Origin of the sequence: Nocardia sp. NPDC050717, from assembly GCF_040654275.1 — a bacterium.
Taxonomy (GTDB): domain Bacteria; phylum Actinomycetota; class Actinomycetes; order Mycobacteriales; family Mycobacteriaceae; genus Nocardia.
Genome location: NZ_JBFAHR010000012.1, coordinates 1 through 14,602 on the forward strand (window position 1 = coordinate 1; position 14,602 = coordinate 14,602).

15 protein-coding genes and 2 pseudogenes are annotated in these 14,602 nt (G+C 67.8%); 15 read left to right on the forward strand and 2 right to left on the reverse strand.

The genetic code is table 11. The features are described from left to right. Positions 1 to 233 precede the first annotated feature (233 nt). Positions 234 to 2,531 (reverse strand): LuxR C-terminal-related transcriptional regulator, encoded by a 2,298-nt coding sequence (locus AB0H56_RS22695; protein ID WP_357166632.1) that lies wholly within the window; start codon positions 2,529 to 2,531, stop codon positions 234 to 236. A 108-nt stretch (positions 2,532 to 2,639) separates the two neighbouring features. Here AB0H56_RS22695 and AB0H56_RS22700 point away from each other — a divergent pair, with 108 nt between their 5' ends. From AB0H56_RS22700 to AB0H56_RS22710, 3 genes are read left to right on the forward strand one after another with little or no spacing between them, the layout of a single operon-like run. After that, on the forward strand, positions 2,640 to 3,434 hold the full coding sequence (locus AB0H56_RS22700; protein WP_357166635.1) for a CPBP family intramembrane glutamic endopeptidase: 795 nt from the start codon (positions 2,640 to 2,642) through the stop codon (positions 3,432 to 3,434). Then, positions 3,434 to 4,054 carry a hypothetical protein gene (locus AB0H56_RS22705; protein ID WP_357166638.1) on the forward strand — a complete coding sequence of 207 codons (621 nt, stop codon included), beginning with the start codon at positions 3,434 to 3,436 and terminating at the stop codon, positions 4,052 to 4,054. The genes AB0H56_RS22700 and AB0H56_RS22705 overlap by 1 nt, the downstream gene beginning before the upstream one ends. Beyond that, on the forward strand, positions 4,054 to 5,271 hold the full coding sequence (locus tag AB0H56_RS22710; RefSeq protein WP_357166641.1) for a PrsW family intramembrane metalloprotease: 1,218 nt from the start codon (positions 4,054 to 4,056) through the stop codon (positions 5,269 to 5,271). The genes AB0H56_RS22705 and AB0H56_RS22710 overlap by 1 nt, the downstream gene beginning before the upstream one ends. Positions 5,272 to 5,307: 36 nt before the next feature. On the opposite strand, the gene AB0H56_RS22715 is transcribed toward AB0H56_RS22710, so the two are convergent. Then, entirely contained in the window at positions 5,308 to 6,024 is a 717-nt protein-coding gene (locus AB0H56_RS22715; protein WP_357166644.1) for a GntR family transcriptional regulator, read from the reverse strand. A 167-nt stretch (positions 6,025 to 6,191) separates the two neighbouring features. Here AB0H56_RS22715 and AB0H56_RS22720 point away from each other — a divergent pair, with 167 nt between their 5' ends. The 12 genes and pseudogenes from AB0H56_RS22720 to AB0H56_RS22775 all read left to right on the forward strand — a co-directional run. Continuing rightward, positions 6,192 to 6,848, forward strand: coding sequence for a phosphonatase-like hydrolase (locus AB0H56_RS22720; protein WP_357167135.1), 657 nt, complete (start codon positions 6,192 to 6,194; stop codon positions 6,846 to 6,848). A gap of 29 nt (positions 6,849 to 6,877) precedes the next feature. Next, positions 6,878 to 7,846 carry a phosphate/phosphite/phosphonate ABC transporter substrate-binding protein gene (locus AB0H56_RS22725; RefSeq protein ID WP_357166647.1) on the forward strand — a complete coding sequence of 323 codons (969 nt, stop codon included), beginning with the start codon at positions 6,878 to 6,880 and terminating at the stop codon, positions 7,844 to 7,846. A 4-nt stretch (positions 7,847 to 7,850) separates the two neighbouring features. Further along, entirely contained in the window at positions 7,851 to 8,660 is an 810-nt protein-coding gene (phnC, locus tag AB0H56_RS22730; protein WP_357166650.1) for a phosphonate ABC transporter ATP-binding protein, read from the forward strand. After that, a complete protein-coding gene (phnE, locus tag AB0H56_RS22735) occupies positions 8,657 to 10,246 on the forward strand; it encodes a phosphonate ABC transporter, permease protein PhnE (protein WP_357166653.1) in 1,590 nt (529 codons plus the stop codon). The genes phnC and phnE overlap by 4 nt, the downstream gene beginning before the upstream one ends. Continuing rightward, positions 10,222 to 11,325, forward strand: coding sequence for a zinc-binding dehydrogenase (locus AB0H56_RS22740; protein WP_357166656.1), 1,104 nt, complete (start codon positions 10,222 to 10,224; stop codon positions 11,323 to 11,325). The genes phnE and AB0H56_RS22740 overlap by 25 nt, the downstream gene beginning before the upstream one ends. A gap of 281 nt (positions 11,326 to 11,606) precedes the next feature. Next, positions 11,607 to 11,810 carry a hypothetical protein gene (locus AB0H56_RS22745; protein WP_357166659.1) on the forward strand — a complete coding sequence of 68 codons (204 nt, stop codon included), beginning with the start codon at positions 11,607 to 11,609 and terminating at the stop codon, positions 11,808 to 11,810. A gap of 95 nt (positions 11,811 to 11,905) precedes the next feature. Then, positions 11,906 to 12,250 (forward strand): hypothetical protein, encoded by a 345-nt coding sequence (locus tag AB0H56_RS22750; protein ID WP_357166662.1) that lies wholly within the window; start codon positions 11,906 to 11,908, stop codon positions 12,248 to 12,250. Next, entirely contained in the window at positions 12,247 to 12,702 is a 456-nt protein-coding gene (locus AB0H56_RS22755) for a MerR family transcriptional regulator (RefSeq protein ID WP_357166665.1), read from the forward strand. The genes AB0H56_RS22750 and AB0H56_RS22755 overlap by 4 nt, the downstream gene beginning before the upstream one ends. Further along, on the forward strand, positions 12,692 to 12,988 hold the full coding sequence (locus tag AB0H56_RS22760) for a hypothetical protein (RefSeq protein WP_357166668.1): 297 nt from the start codon (positions 12,692 to 12,694) through the stop codon (positions 12,986 to 12,988). The genes AB0H56_RS22755 and AB0H56_RS22760 overlap by 11 nt, the downstream gene beginning before the upstream one ends. Positions 12,989 to 13,013: 25 nt before the next feature. Next, positions 13,014 to 13,256 (forward strand): annotated as a pseudogene (locus AB0H56_RS22765) (YnfA family protein); the annotation flags it as partial. Between the two features lie 16 nt (positions 13,257 to 13,272). Then, positions 13,273 to 13,578 (forward strand): transposase, encoded by a 306-nt coding sequence (locus tag AB0H56_RS22770; RefSeq protein WP_357166671.1) that lies wholly within the window; start codon positions 13,273 to 13,275, stop codon positions 13,576 to 13,578. A gap of 104 nt (positions 13,579 to 13,682) precedes the next feature. Next, positions 13,683 to 14,468 (forward strand): annotated as a pseudogene (locus AB0H56_RS22775) (IS3 family transposase); the annotation flags it as partial. Positions 14,469 to 14,602: the final 134 nt, after the last annotated feature.

Sequence of the window (14,602 nt, forward strand, 5' to 3'; positions counted from 1 at the left end):
CGGACGGCCCGCTCACGCAGTTCCGGCGGGTACTTTTTCGAACTCACGAACTTCATCCTTCCTCAGAAGATGAAGTCTCCCGACCCGCCGGGGCGATTCAGTAGCAACTCCAGCAGCTCCGACTGCTTGTCGGTCAGAACCTAGTGTCGATCACCGATTGCGGTCGACATGGCGGACATGGGTCCGATCGCTCATCTCATTGGGAGACAGAACGTAGCGATAGCGAGACGTATTCATTGGTGACGAGTGCGTTTTGGTTCGACCGGATGAGGGCTAGGGCGGACCCGCTGCGTTGTTGCGTCCGAGTGCGAACTCGGGAGCAGGCCGTTCTGCTCCTCATCGAGCAGACCCAACATCCGCGCCTCGGCGATGACCTGAACACGGCTGCTCACGCCGAGCTTGCGGTGGATCGCCTTGATGTGTGAGCGCACGGTGTTGACCGAGATGAACAGCTCGGCCGCGATTTCGGAGGCCGACCAGGGGGTCGGCAGGAGCATCAGCACCTCGAGCTCACGCTGGCTGAGTGTGCGCGGATCGGGTCGAGCATGGTCACCGGCGAGCGCGTCGAGGCGGGCAGGAAGCGCGCCGGGATCCGGCGCCTGGGCGATCAGATGCCGCGCCTGGGTCACCGCGACGGCGGCCTGCTCCGGACGCCCGAGCGCGATCTGGGCGCGGGCGATTTCCCCCAGCAAGTGCGGTACGAGGAGCACCGCGTCGGAGTTCGGCAGTGCTCGGGCCAGCGCGTCGGTCGCGATCGCGAGACCCTCGGCAGGACAGCCGGTCTCGGTGCGGAGCCGAGCCGCGGGTTGCGCCGACACGAGGTAGACGAGATCTGGACCGAGATCGTGGACGACCCGCGCGCGCTCGGTTTCGGCGACGTGCCGGGCGGCGGCATCGAGGTCTGCGAGTTCGAGGCTTGCCATCGCCTGGTAGGCCGGCACCAGCAGAGTCAGGGGCCGCGGCAGTGCGGCGACGTCGGTCACGAGCGAGTCGAGCTCGTCGCGTGCCTCGTGATTGCGGCCGGCGAGGTGCAGCATCGTGCCGCGCCGGGCACGCACCAACACGGTGTGCACCCCTGCCTGGTCGGTCTCCCGTGCCAGGAAGCGGTTCGCCGCCTCGAGCGCACCGTCGACGTTGTCGTAGCAGGCGCTGGAGAGCACGAAGTCCGCGGCCGCGTCCCAGTCAGGGAAGTCCCCGACAGGTTTCGCGCCGGCTGCGTCGCGGCCCCGGGCGAGGGCCCTGTCGCGTCCGTCGCGGTCGCCGGCGGTGGCACGTGCCCACGCTTCCCAGAACCCGAGCCGTGGATCGCGTGCCCGCACGTTCTCCGGGATCCGATCGAGCCACGCCATGCCAAGCGCTTGCCGTGGCACGGCGAAGTTACCGCGCACGTTGGACAACACCCCTGCGACACCGACATAGTCCTCTGCGCCGAGCAGGTGGCGAACCGTGCTGGTGATGTCGTCGCGGTCCTCGAAGGCGCGGGCTGCCTTCGCATGCAGGAGACGACGCCGATCCGGGTCCCGCCGGCCGAGTTCGTCGTGCAGCACCTCCCGGACCAGATGGTGCATCCGCCACCAGGTGCCGTCGTCCAGCGGCAGGACCAGGCCGGAGCGCCGGGCATCGCCCATCAGCGCGGGCCAGACGCCGCCGGACGCCGTCACCTCGCTGACCAGCGGCTCGGTGAATCGCTCCAGAACCGAGAGGTCGAGCAGGTGCGCCCGGATCTCGGTGCTGCTGCCGGCGAGTCCCTCGGTCACCAGCGCCGACAGCGCGGATTGCGCCGCCGATGCGGACGTGTCGATGGCGTCGAAGGTGTCGAGGGTTGCCCCACGCCCCATCGCCGCCTGCACCAACGACACCGCGGCGGGCCAGCCGCCGGTCAGCTCCGCGATCCGCGCGGCGTCCGCCGGTAGGAGCGTGAGGTTGTACCGGTCCGAGCCGATGTCGGCGATCTCTTGTTCGGTGAATCGCAGGTCGGTGGCGGTGAGCTCGGTGACCTCGCCGTGCGCCCGCAGGCGGGTCAGCGCGGGGAGCTCGACCGGTGTCCGGCTGCTGATGGCGACCGTCAGCCCGAGCGGCAGGTTCCGCAGGAACCAGTCGAGACTGGCCAGGGTGTCCTCCCCGGCCAGTCGATGGAGGTCGTCAAGGATCAGGATCCGGGGCCGGCCGCAGCCGGCGATGCGGTTGATCAGCGGGACCATGACGTCGCCGCGGACCGAACCGGTCGCGCCCGGCACGAGGTCACCGAAGTCGGCGGGCGCCGTGTGCTGGAAACCGGCGAGGATCGCCGACCACAGCCCCTGCGGGTCGTCGTCCTCGTCCTCGAGCGAAACCCACGTCGCTTCCAGTGCGGTGTGCGTCGCCCATTGCGCCAACAATGTCGTTTTTCCGTAGCCGGCGGGGGCGCACGCGACGACGACTGCCGGCTGACCGAGCGCAGTGACCTCGGACAGCACTGTGTGCCGTGTCAGCGCACCGCCGGCAATGCGCCCCGCCGCGAACTTGGTCGCAGGATAGAAGGGAGTACCCACAGCGGCCATCATTCCAGTGGACAATTCGGCTTTTCACCTGGGTGAATTCGCGTGTCGCGGGCCCGTTCGAGCGCTCTGTGGGCCCCTGCGCTCGATATTCTGCGCACCATGAGCAACGTAGGAGTACCGCGCCGGCTGTCGTATGCCTGGTTCGCCGCCGTCGTCGCCGTCTATATGGCGATCATTCTGCTGGGCGGCAAGCTCGCTCAGGCGGTGTTCGACTCCGGCGACGGGTACACGACAGCCCGGGATGTCGTGGTCAACATGTGGGTGCCGCTCGGCGCTGCGCTGTTGTTCACCTACGGTGTGATCGCCTGGCTCGGCTGGACCCGGCCGGTTCTCCACGAAGAGAAGCGGACACAAGGCTGGGTCCGGGCGGTGCCGATCATCCTGGCTGTCTGCATCCTGCTCGCGATCGACTACGCCGGACTGCTCGACAAGGGCCTGTGGTTCGTCTTCGCGCTCTTCGTCGGTACCCAACTCGTCGGGTGGGGCGAGGAGGGCATGTTCCGCGGCATCGGCGTCGTCGTTCTGCGTCAGCACGGGCTGACCGAAGGCAAGGTAGCTCTCTGGTCGAGCCTGGTGTTCGGCGCCGTCCACATCGGCAATGCGCTCGGCAGTGGCGGCGCCAAGGCCATCCCGCAGGCGATCATCGTGAGCTTCGCCGGATACTTCTTCTACCTCACCCGGCGAGCGTCCGGCACCAACGCCGTCAACTCGGTGCTGCACGGCCTGTTCGACTTCTCGATTCTCAGCGGCACGGCGATCGTCGTCGACCAGGCCGGCTACCCCGGGGTGGTCGCCGCCATCCTCGCCTACGTTGTGATCGCGGGCCTGGTCGTCGTGCGCCGCGGGCGCATCGAGCCCACGGCCGGGCCGATCCAGGAAGAGCAGGTCCGCTGATGGCAACTCATCGAGTCCCGGTCGACCAGCGCTGGTTCGGTGTGGACCGCCGATCGATCCCGTACGCCGCCGTCGCGCTCGCCATCGTCGCGCTGTGGGCGTGGCTGCTGCCCTGGATCGACAACCGCACCGCGTGGGACGACGTGACCGCCGCCGGCGAGGTCCTCCAGGTCACCTCCAACGTCACCATGGTCGTGCCGCAGGGTTGGGGCCTCTACTCGGGTCTGCGGGCCGACGACGTGACACGCAGCGGTCAGGTCGCGAGCGCCCAGGACGTCCTCGCCAAGAACGGCGTCGCGGTCCTCGTCCAACAAAGCGAATTCGCGGGCACGACCGACGAACTCCTCGGAAACATCGAGCGGATCGCCTCGGCAGCCGCCGACGACGACGGTTTCCACGTCCGGGGGGAGCCGATCGCGATGTCGACCGCAGGCGAGCTGCGTGGTCTCGCGCAAGGATTCTCCTCCGCCCGCAATGTCGGAGTCGTCGTCGCCTTCGTCACCAACGGGACCGGCATCGAGATCCAGGTAGTCGGACCCGCCGAGCAGATGACCGAGATGTCCGACGAGGTCTACGCCATGGTCGACTCGCTCGCCGTCACCGGGAAGGACGCTGCCTGATGAGCACCACCACCCTCAACGCCGCCTCCGACGAGCTGACCGAGGCACGCCGCACCGCCATCGAGACTTCCGGATGGGGGGCACCGTTCCGATTCATCCAACCCCGCAACGCGTGCTTCTGGATCTACGTCGCACTGGTCGTCGTCGGTGCCAAGAAGTTCTACGACATGGCCGCACCGACGGCGGGGGTGTTCGCCGCGGCGAACACCGCAGCCGCCGTCTGCGCCGCCCTGTTCTGTCTGTTGTTCCTGGCCTATCTGCCTCACGCCGACAAGTTCGAGGGAACCCCGGCCGGGCTGGCGCTGGTCGCATTCGCCGGTGGCGGCTTCATCGCCACCTGGGTGGTGGCCCTACCCGGCAACGGTGCGCTCATGGACATCTACACCAAGATCTTCGGCCAGGTGTGGGCCACCGATTGGAAGGCAGGCCTGACCGCGCCGTTCGTCGAGGAGTCCGCGAAGGGCGCGATCTTCCTGCTGCTGCTCGGCCTGGCACCGGTGGTCATCCGGACCGTGTACGACGGCCTGATCGTCGGTGCCTACATCGGCCTGGGATTCCAGGTGCTCGAGGACGTCCTCTACGGCCAGAACAGCGCCTACGCCCACTTCGGCGACGACCAGGTCGGCAGCGTGCTGCACACCTTCGCCATGCGTGCGGTGACCGGCATCGCCTCGCACGCCCTCTACACGGCATTGTTCGCGGCCGGACTCATCTACCTCATCGGTACCGTCGCGCAACCGCGGCGGGTCGGCCGCGGCCTCGCGCTGATGCTCGCCGCCGTCGTCGTGCACGGCGTGTGGGACTCGGTCGCCGCAATCGTCTCAGGCAACGAAATCGCCGCCATCCTGCTCATGCTGACCATCACCGTCGTGAGCGTGATCCTGCTGACCCTCGCCATCCGCTGGGGCGCCCGCCGCGAACGCGGCTTCCTGCACGCGGTACTCGCCCCCGAAGTCGCCAACGGCACCATCACCGAACTGGAGTTGGCGGCCGTCGCCGGCGAGCACGGCGACCGCCGGCAGGACCGACGCGCCGCGCTGCGCGGTCGCCAGGCCGGCACATCCCGGCGACGCGAGAAGCATGTCCTCGCAGCTGCCCGCGGCCTCGCGCAGGATCTTGCGAGCGCCCAGGTAGCAGGCGAAGGCGAGGAATCGGCTGCCGTGCAACACGCTCGGTCCGAGATTCGGCGACTACGCGGCGCCCCGGCGATTGTGTGACGCCTGCTCGGTCTCGATCTCGGTAATCGAGTGGAGTCAGCCTGCCCGCAGCGTGGTGGTGAAGGTCATCCGGTCGCCGCGGTAGAGCGATCGTCGGTGCTCGATCGGGATGTCGTTCTGGTCGTAGGAGATCCGGTTCAGCAGGAACATCGGCGTCCGGGCGTCGACGGTGAGCAGTGCGGCTTCTCGCGCGTCGGGCAGGGTGGTGTCGATGGTTTCTTCGGTGCGCTCGAAGTCGATGCCGCGGGCCATGATCGCCGCATACAGCGACGAGGTGTGGTCGAAGTTGTCGAGCATGCCCGGGTAGCGGTCCGCGGGGAGGCGGGTGGTTTCGAGGCCGACCCGGTAGCCGTCGGTGGTGAGGACGCGCTCGAGTTGGGCGATCGGGGCTCCCGGCGCGATGCGCAGCGCCGCGGCCAATTCGGCGTCGGCGGTGTGTTGGGTGAGTCCGACCAGGATGCGGCTCGCGCTGCGGCCGTCAGCCAGTGCGGCTTCGGTGTAGGAGCCGATCATGAGTGGCTGCACCACTTTGGACTGGGCAACCACCGTGGTGCGGCCGCGTCGTTCGATCCGGCCTTCGAGCAGCACCGCGCGTAGCGCCTGACGAACCGTTTCGCGCGAAACGTTGTACCGCTCAGCGAGTTCGCGCTCGGCGGGGAAGGGATCACCGACCGACATCCCGTCGAGCAACGTCTCGAGCTGTGCACGGAGGGCCTGGTGCTTGAGGACCCGTGGTTCGGCGGTCGCGGTCATGGATCCACCCTATCAAATCTTGGTATATACCAAGATTTGCGGCGCGTTCACCTGCTGTACAACCGCAATCCGGTTGTTGGTATATACCAAGGCTGAGAGTTGTTCGCGTGCTAGACAACACACCACTTCCCGGCATCGGCGAGCCCGCGCAGGTAGCAAGCGGGCCGATCGAACTGGTCGTCCTCGACATGGCCGGCACGACCGTCACCGACGGCGGCTCGGTCGTGGCGGCCTTCGACGTCGCGGCCACCGCGGTCGGCCTCCCCACTGAAGGTCCCGAGCGGGCGTCCGCTCGCCGATATGTCCTCGAGACCATGGGCCAGTCCAAGATCACCGTCTTCCGGGCCCTGTTCGGCGCGCGGGCCGAGGAGGCCAACGCGGCGTTCGAACGCGCCTACGACGAGCGCATCAGCGCCGGTGTCACACCGATACCTGGCGCGACCGAAGCGCTCGCGCAGCTCCGTGCGCAGGGTTTACGCGTGGTGTTGACCACCGGCTTCAGCGCGGCGACCCAGCAGCGACTGCTCGACGCGCTGGGCTGGCACCAGCTGGTGGATCTGGCGCTGGCACCCACTGCCGATGTGCGAGGACGGCCCTTTCCTGACCTCGTGTTCACCGCCGTCATGCGCACCGGGGCGGCCGGTGTCGGCGGCGTCGTCGTGGTCGGCGACACCGCGGGCGACATGGAGTCGGGCTGCCGAGCCGGCGCGGCGACCGTGGTCGGCGTCCGCACCGGCGCCCACGACGCGCAAACCCTGCGTGCCGCCGGAGCCACCCACATCCTGCCGTCGGTCGCCGACCTGCCTGCCCTGTTGTCCCGATGACCAGATCCACCGAAAAGGACTGCACCGCCATGAAACAACACTTCCGCCGCTCGGCCCTCACGGTCGCTGCCGCCGTCACCGGCCTGGCACTGGTGATGAGCGGATGCTCCGGCTCCGACTCGACCGTCACCAACGAAAAGGGCTTTCCCTCGAAACTCACCCTGGCCGCGGTGCCCGCCGAGAACTCCACCGATCTCAAAGCCAGCTATGACCCGCTGATCGCCATGCTCGAGCACGAGACGGGTGCGGAGGTCGAGTTCGTCCAGGCCTCCGACTACGCCGGTGTCGTGGAGGGCATCATCGCGGGCAAAGTCGACCTCGCCTTCTTCGGCCCCTTCGCCTACGTGGTCGCCGGCATCAACAAGGCACAGATCAGCCCGCTCGGCGCGGTGGTCAAACAAGCCGGCGGCAAGCCCGGTTACCAGTCCTACGGCCTGACCCGTTCGAACAACACCGCGATCAACGGGCTGGCCGACTTCGCCGGCAAGAAGGTCTGTTTCGTCGATCCCAGCTCCACCTCGGGATTCCTCTATCCCTCCGCGGGCTTGATCGATGCCAAGGTGATCAAGTCCGGGTCCGAAGCCGACATCGCGGCCGGGGTCACACCGATCTATGCCGGCGGCCACGACGCCTCGGCCCTGTCGATCGCCTCCGGCGACTGCGACGCCGGGTTCGCCTTCGACACCATGGTCGACAAGACCATGATCGACAAAGGCGATCTGAAGCCGGGCCAGCTCAAGACGGTGTGGAAGTCGGAGATGATCGCCGGCTCGGTCTTCGCCGCCAGCAACAAGCTCGGCACCGCGGCCATCGACAAGCTGCGGACACTGTTCACCGAGAAGGCCAACGCCGACAGCTTGAAGGCCGCCGGATACTGCACCGGCGAATGCCGGATCACCGACGAACGAGCGTGGGGGGTCGTGGCCGCGGCCGACGCCGACTACGACGGCGTGCGCCGGGTCTGTCAGATCACCGGCTCCAAGAAGTGCAAGGGCTGATCCGATGACCTCCCCTGCCGCCGTGGCCGGCGACGACATCGCCGTCGCCGTCCGCGGTGTCACCAAACGTTTCGGTGACACCCTCGCGCTCGACGACATCAGCCTCGACGTTCACCGCAGCGAACTGCTCGTGCTGCTCGGCCTGTCCGGCTCGGGCAAGTCCACGCTGCTGCGTTGCCTCAACGGTCTGCACCCGGTGACCAGCGGCACGGTCACCGTCGCGGGTACTGATGTCCATCGCGCATCCGGCCGTGACCTGCGCCGGCTGCGGCGGCAGGTGGGTTTCGTGTTCCAGCATTTCAATCTCGTCGGCCGGATCAGCTGCCTGGACAACGTCCTGATCGGTGGGCTCGGCCGCCTGTCGATTCCTCGCTACGGCGCGCTCACCTACCCGCGAACCCTGCGCGACGAGGCGTTCGAGCACCTGGACCGAGTCGGGCTGGCCGATTTCGCGCACCGCCGCGCCGACACCCTGTCGGGGGGACAGCAGCAGCGCGTGGCCATCGCCCGCACCCTGATGCAGCGGCCCAGCATCCTGCTGGCCGACGAACCGGTGGCATCGCTGGACCCCGAGAATGCCGCTGTCGTCATGGATCTGCTGTTCCAGGTCTGCGTCGAGCAGAAGCTGACTGTGATCTGCACTTTGCACCAGGTCGATCTGGCCATGGGCTGGGCGCACCGGCTCGTCGGCCTGCGCAACGGGTGCAAGGTGTTCGACCGGCCCGTCCTCGGCTTGGACCGCGGTGAGGTCATGGCGATCTATCAGCGGGTCGACCCGACAGGAACCGAAGCAGCACCGGCGGGTTCGTCATGACCGCGCTGCTGCCGCGCCGCACCACCACTTCGCCGACACCGGACCGGCGAGCGCGCGCTGGTTTGCTCGCCGCCCTAGCGGGCGTGGGTGTCGTCGCGACCCTGCTGGCGGCCTGGTCGATCGAGTTCGCCCCCGGGGCGCTGCTCGACGGCATCGACGATGTGCTCGCACTACTGGAACGCATGCTCCCGCCCCGTCTCGACGAACCCGCCCACATCTGGGCACTCGCGCTCGAGACCCTGCTGATGGCGGTGCTGGGCACAGTGCTCGCCGCGATCGCCTCGGTGCCACTGGCGTTCCTCGCGGCCCGCAACACCACGCCCCACCCCGTGGTGGCCTCGGCCGCGGGTGCGGTGATCACCTTCTGCCGCGCCATGCCGGACCTGCTGTTCGCGGTGTTGCTCGTGCGGGCGCTCGGGATCGGTGTGCTGCCCGGAATCCTCGCCCTGGCACTGCATTCCATCGGCATGCTGGCCAAACTCTTCGCCGCCGCGATCGAGGAAACCGATCCCGGACCGCGCGAAGCCGTCCGCAGCGCCGGTGGCGGATACCTCCGCGAGATGGTCAACGCGGTCACTCCGCAGGTGGTGCCCGCGTGGATCGGCACGTTCGTCTACCGCGTCGACATCAACTTGCGCACGTCGGTCGTCCTCGGTTTCGTCGGCGCCGGCGGCATCGGCTTCGCGCTCCAGGACGCACTGCGCGGGCTGATCTACCCCGACGCGCTCGGGATCGTCGGGGTCATCCTGGTGGTGATCGCGGCCATGGAGATCCTGGCCGTGCTCATCCGGCGCGCCCTGCTGACCCCGGGTGACGCAGGCCCGGTTCGTGATCGTGCTGCCCGAATCCTGTTTGCGGGCACCGTCATCGGTGCGACGATCGGCTCGCTGATCGTCCTCGACATTTCCCCGTGGGCGCTGCTGACCTGGGTCGGACCGTCGATCGAGGTATTCGGCCGACTCGTCCCGCCCGATTTCGGTGCGCTGGGCGCTGCCCTCTTCCACGGCGCCGCGCAGACCGTCGCAATCGGCATCGTCGCTACCGCGATCGGCGCCACGCTGTCGATACCGCTGGGCATCCTGGCCGCCCGCAACACCGCACCCGCCGCCTGGATCTACTGGCTTGCCCGCGCCTGGATCCTGGTGGTGCGTGCGGTGCCCGAACTGATCCTCGCGGTCGTGTTCGTGGCCGCGATCGGGCTCGGCCCGATCGCCGGAACCTGCGCGCTCGCCGTGGGATCGATCGGCTTCCTGGGCAAACTCGTCTCCGACGCGATCGAAGAGATCGACCCCGGTCCCGTCGAGGCCGCCCGCGCGGTCGGCGCCGGCTGGTGGAAGACCCTGTTCGCCGCGGTACTGCCGCAGGCCATGCCCGCGCTGGTCGGATCCGGCCTGTATCTGCTCGACGTCAACATCCGCACCTCGACGATCCTCGGGATCGTCGGCGCCGGTGGTATCGGCTTCCTACTGTTCGAGTCCATCCGCACGCTGCAGTTCGACGTCGCGGGCGCGATCGTGCTCGTCATCTTCGTCATCGTCTACACCATCGAAAGGCTCTCCGGGTGGATCCGTTCCCTCCTCGCCTAGCCACCGCAGCCGTCTGGACCGGTCGCGGAATCGAACTCCAGCAGATACCGATTCCGCAGCCCGGTGCCGGGGAAACCCTGGTCCGGATCCGCCTGGCCACCATCTGCGGCAGCGACCTGCACACCGTCGCTGGCCGCAGGCCCGCGCCCTGCCCCTCGATCCTGGGACACGAGTCCGTCGGCGAGGTCGTGGCAATCGGCGCGGGCAGCTCCGCCGTCCTCGGTGACCGCGTCGTCTGGTCGGTCACCGTCAGCTGCGGGAACTGCCACCGCTGCCGATCCGGCCGCACCGCAAAATGCCTCACGGTGCGCAAATTCGGGCACGAACCCCTCGACGGACCCTGGCCACTGTCGGGCGGCTACGCCGACTACGCGTTGCTGCCCGCCGGCACCACTATCGTCGCGGTGCCGACAGCGCTGCCCGATTCGGTAGCGGCCCCGGCCGCCTGCGCCACGGCCACCGTGATGGCGGCGATCGAGGCCGCCGGCGCTCCGGCAGAGCGGGTCCTGATCTGCGGAGCGGGCATGCTCGGGGTCACCGCCGCGGCGGTCTGCGCCGACGCGGGCGCGCGGGTGTACGTCGACGACATCGACACGCACCGGCAAAGCGCGGCCACGGAATTCGGGGCACAGCCAGACCAGGGCGACGCGGTCGACCTCGCCATCGACTTCTCCGGCGCGACTACCGCGATCCAGAATGCGCTGTCGCGCTTGGACATCGGCGGCACATTGGTGTTGGCCGGATCGGTCACACCCAGCCCGCCGATCGAGGTCGTCCCGGAGAACATCGTGCGCAATTGGCACGTCATCACCGGCGTGCACAACTACGAGCCCCATCATCTCACCCGCGCGATCGAGTTCCTCGACCGAACCCGCGATCGGTACCCGTGGGAGTCCGTCGTCGCCGAACCGACAGGTCTGCACGACCTCGCTGACGGACTACACGTCACCGGCCGCTCGCTACGTGCGGCCGTGGATCCGAGCAGACCGCCGACCGCACCCTTCGTCGACCGAGACGTCCTGGTCCGAGAGCGACGGCATTCGCCCGAAGTTTCCCCATCATCGCCGATGCCGGATTGACCGCAGGTTTCACCCGAACCCGGCTCGGCCGCGATCGCGGCGACGTCTTCGGCACCCTACCGGTCGGCCTGGATACCGGCGCCATCTTCGACCGACTGACCCGAGACTCGGCTGAGCCGACGCGAGTTCGACGCTGTCGCTGGCGCTCTCGATCGCGCTGTGAGTGGCCTGCGACCTGATCGCGGTGCCGCCCCGGGCCTTCTGTCGCGAGTTCGATATCCGGATCACGTTCGGCGCGAGATGTTCTGGCGATCGTCAGGTTCACGCGCGACTCTGGTTGGGTGCCAACGCTGGCGAAGGAGTTTCAGACCTCGTTCTACCTGCGCCATGCGGTTTTGGAAGGCTATGTCGTCGGGGTCGGCCTCGATCAACGCGTCACGGTCTTCGGGGCTCATGTCAGGTTGGACGATGCGGCCTTAGACAAGGTTCCCGGCATCTCGGGCAAGATCTGGCTAGTTCTGACCGCGCCAGCGGTACGGTCGTGACAGATGTTGCAGGTGGGGACTTCGGTCGTGGAGGTGGTTCGGCGCGCATGGCTGAGGTTGCATCCTGTACCGGGGTACAGGCTTACCGTCGAATCATGACGATCTCGCCAGGCACCGAGGGATGGGTGCCCGATGCCTGCACCCTGCCGACCGTGCAGCAGCCGATCCGCATCGCCGAGTTCGACCGATTCTTCACCGACTCGACCCACGACCTGCGCCGCGCGGGCCCGACACGGCTGGAACTGCTGGTCGACCCCGCCGCTGATGCGCTGGCGCGGGAACTGGCCGGGCAGGAGTCGAGCTGTTGCTCGTTCTTCACCTTCGACTTCGCCGAGGCCGGAGAGCACCTGGTGATGGGCGTCGATGTTCCCTCGGCCTATGTCGAGGTGCTCGATGCGTTCGCCGCTCGCGCGCAGACCGCGATCGGAGGTGGGCGATGAGCGCGTTACGAACCAGTGAGCTCGCCGCGGCGGCCGGGGTGAACGCCCAGACCCTGCGCTACTACGAGCGTCGGGGCCTGCTCACCGAACCGGCCCGCACGCTGGGCGGGCACCGGCTCTATCCCGAGGACGCTGTCACGGTGTTGCGGGTGATCAAGGCCGCGCAACGGCTCGGATTCACCCTCGACGAGGTCGCTGAGCTGCTCGCGGGAACCCGCGTCATCTCGCGACGCCGCACCGACGCAGGGCTGCGTGCCCGCGTGACCGACAAGCTTGCCGAGGTCGATGCGAAGCTGGCCGAACTCACCGAGGTCCGTGACACCCTGCGCGCGGCCTTGGCTGCCGGGTGCGAGGATCTGCTGGCCTGTAGCGAGTCCCCAGCGTGTCCGGTGCCGTTCGACTCCGGCAGCGCCACCACGGCCAACGGGGAGGGAGGCGGCTGTGGCTGCTGAGAACATCGCGTGGCGATGGTGGGCTTCGATCGGTGCCGGAGCGCTGCTGTGCGTGGGTTGTTGCCTGGCCCCGCTGCTCATCGCCGCTGGAGTCCTGGGCAGCGGCACCTTTCTGGTCGGCCTGTCGTGGCTCGAGCCTGTCGGGTTCGCCCTCATCGGGGTAGGTGTCGCGGGCCTGATCTGGAGCCAGCGCCGCGCCCCACGCCGGAAATGCAGCAACGGCTCGTCCCTGGGTTCGTGCGGGCGCTCGGGCTGTGGATGCACGGCCGTTGCGGAAGCCGCCTGAATCCAGGCATTTAGCATCAGCGGTCGTGACTGTGCTGCGTTCGATCGTGCTGTTCGTGCTGGCCGCCGTTGCCGAGATCGGTGGGGCGTGGCTGGTCTGGCAGGGTGTGCGCGAGCACCGGGGCTGGGCCTGAATCGGTGCCGGGGTGATCGCGCTGGGCGGCTACGGGTTCGTCGCGACGCTGCAACCCGATGCCAACTTCGGCCGCATCCTGGCCGCCTACGGCGGGGTGTTCGTCGCTGGATCCCTGTTGTGGGGCATGGCTCTGCCGGAAGGAGTCATTCGTGGCAGCACCGAAGAAGTACCTGGACGAGTTGAAGGCGCGGGCCGTGCGCCTGTATCGGGAGTCGGACCCGAAGCCGACGATCCGCAAGCTGGCAGCGCAGCTCGGTGTGCATCACGAAGCGTTGCGGCTGTGGATTCGTCAAGCGGAGGCTGATGCCGGCGAGCGAGACGATCGCCCGACGACCGACATGCAGGCCGAGAACAGGGCGCTGAAGAAGCGGTTCGCAGAGCTGGAGCGAGTCAACGCCGTATTGCGTGATGCGAGTGCGTATTTCGCCTCGGAGCTCGGCCAGACCCGACGGTGATCGTGGCGTTCGTCAGCGAATATCCACAGCACCCGGTCGAGCTCGTATTACGGGTTCTGGGCATCGCGTCCTCGACGTATTACGGCTGGTAATGGCAGGCACAGACGCCGTCACGGCGGCAACTGGCCGATCAAGAGCTGCTGGCCGAGATCGTCGACATCCATACCAGCTCCGGCGGAACCTACGGGTCACCACGCGTGCACGCGATGCTGGCCCGGCGCGGGTTCTCGGTCGGCCGCAAACGAGTCGAGCGGCTGATGGGGGGTGCGGGTTTGCAGGGCGCGTTCCTGCGCAGGAAGTGGCGGCTGGGCTCGACTCGGCAGGATCGGCGTGCCACTCCAGCTCCGGACCTGGTGAATCGTGACTTCACTGCCGGCGAGCCGGACCGCTTGTGGGTTGCCGATGCCACCCGCATCGTCTGCGGTGAGGGTGTGTTCTGGCTGGCCGCGGTCCGGGACGCGTTCTCGAATCGGATCGTGGGCTGGAAGTGTTCGGACCGTTGCGACACCGAACTGGTGCTCGGCGCTCTCGAGTACGCGGTCTGGACCCGTGATGTTCGCGACGGGCAGCTGGTTCATCATTCCGACCGCGGGTCGACCTATACGGCGATTCGGTTCGCGAACCGCTTGGCCGACAACGGGATAGCGCAATCAATGGGGTCGGTCGGTGACAGCTATGACAACGCCCTCATGGAGAATTTCTTCTCCACTTTGAAGACCGAGTTGGTCTACCGGAACAGTTGGCGGACAAGGGAAGACGCCGAGAACGCCCTGTTCGCCTACATCGACGGCTGGTACAACACCCAGCGGATCCAGAAGAAGCTCGGCTGGCGATCACCCGACGAGTACGAAGCCAGCTATCATCATCGGGTTCCTGCTGGAACCAGATAATCCGCTCTCCGGATTAGCGGGGGAACCTCATCGTGTCGATGTCGAAGTGCTGTGCACCGAGGGTGCCCGGGCGGCGGACAGTGTCTGGATCCCGGCGCGCGACTCCTCGGCCATCGTCGGCTGGTGCCCTTCGG

What these genes read in the sequence shown, in the direction of transcription:
- AB0H56_RS22700 (WP_357166635.1), top strand. Translation starts at nt 2,640, where the DNA reads ATGAGCAACGTAGGAGTACCGCGCCGGCTGTCGTATGCCTGGTTCGCC.
- AB0H56_RS22705 (WP_357166638.1), top strand. Translation starts at nt 3,434, where the DNA reads ATGGCAACTCATCGAGTCCCGGTCGACCAGCGCTGGTTCGGTGTGGAC.
- AB0H56_RS22710 (WP_357166641.1), top strand. Translation starts at nt 4,054, where the DNA reads ATGAGCACCACCACCCTCAACGCCGCCTCCGACGAGCTGACCGAGGCA.
- AB0H56_RS22715 (WP_357166644.1), bottom strand. Translation starts at nt 6,024, where the DNA reads ATGACCGCGACCGCCGAACCACGGGTCCTCAAGCACCAGGCCCTCCGT.
- AB0H56_RS22725 (WP_357166647.1), top strand. Translation starts at nt 6,878, where the DNA reads ATGAAACAACACTTCCGCCGCTCGGCCCTCACGGTCGCTGCCGCCGTC.
- phnC (WP_357166650.1), top strand. Translation starts at nt 7,851, where the DNA reads ATGACCTCCCCTGCCGCCGTGGCCGGCGACGACATCGCCGTCGCCGTC.
- phnE (WP_357166653.1), top strand. Translation starts at nt 8,657, where the DNA reads ATGACCGCGCTGCTGCCGCGCCGCACCACCACTTCGCCGACACCGGAC.
- AB0H56_RS22750 (WP_357166662.1), top strand. Translation starts at nt 11,906, where the DNA reads ATGACGATCTCGCCAGGCACCGAGGGATGGGTGCCCGATGCCTGCACC.
- AB0H56_RS22755 (WP_357166665.1), top strand. Translation starts at nt 12,247, where the DNA reads ATGAGCGCGTTACGAACCAGTGAGCTCGCCGCGGCGGCCGGGGTGAAC.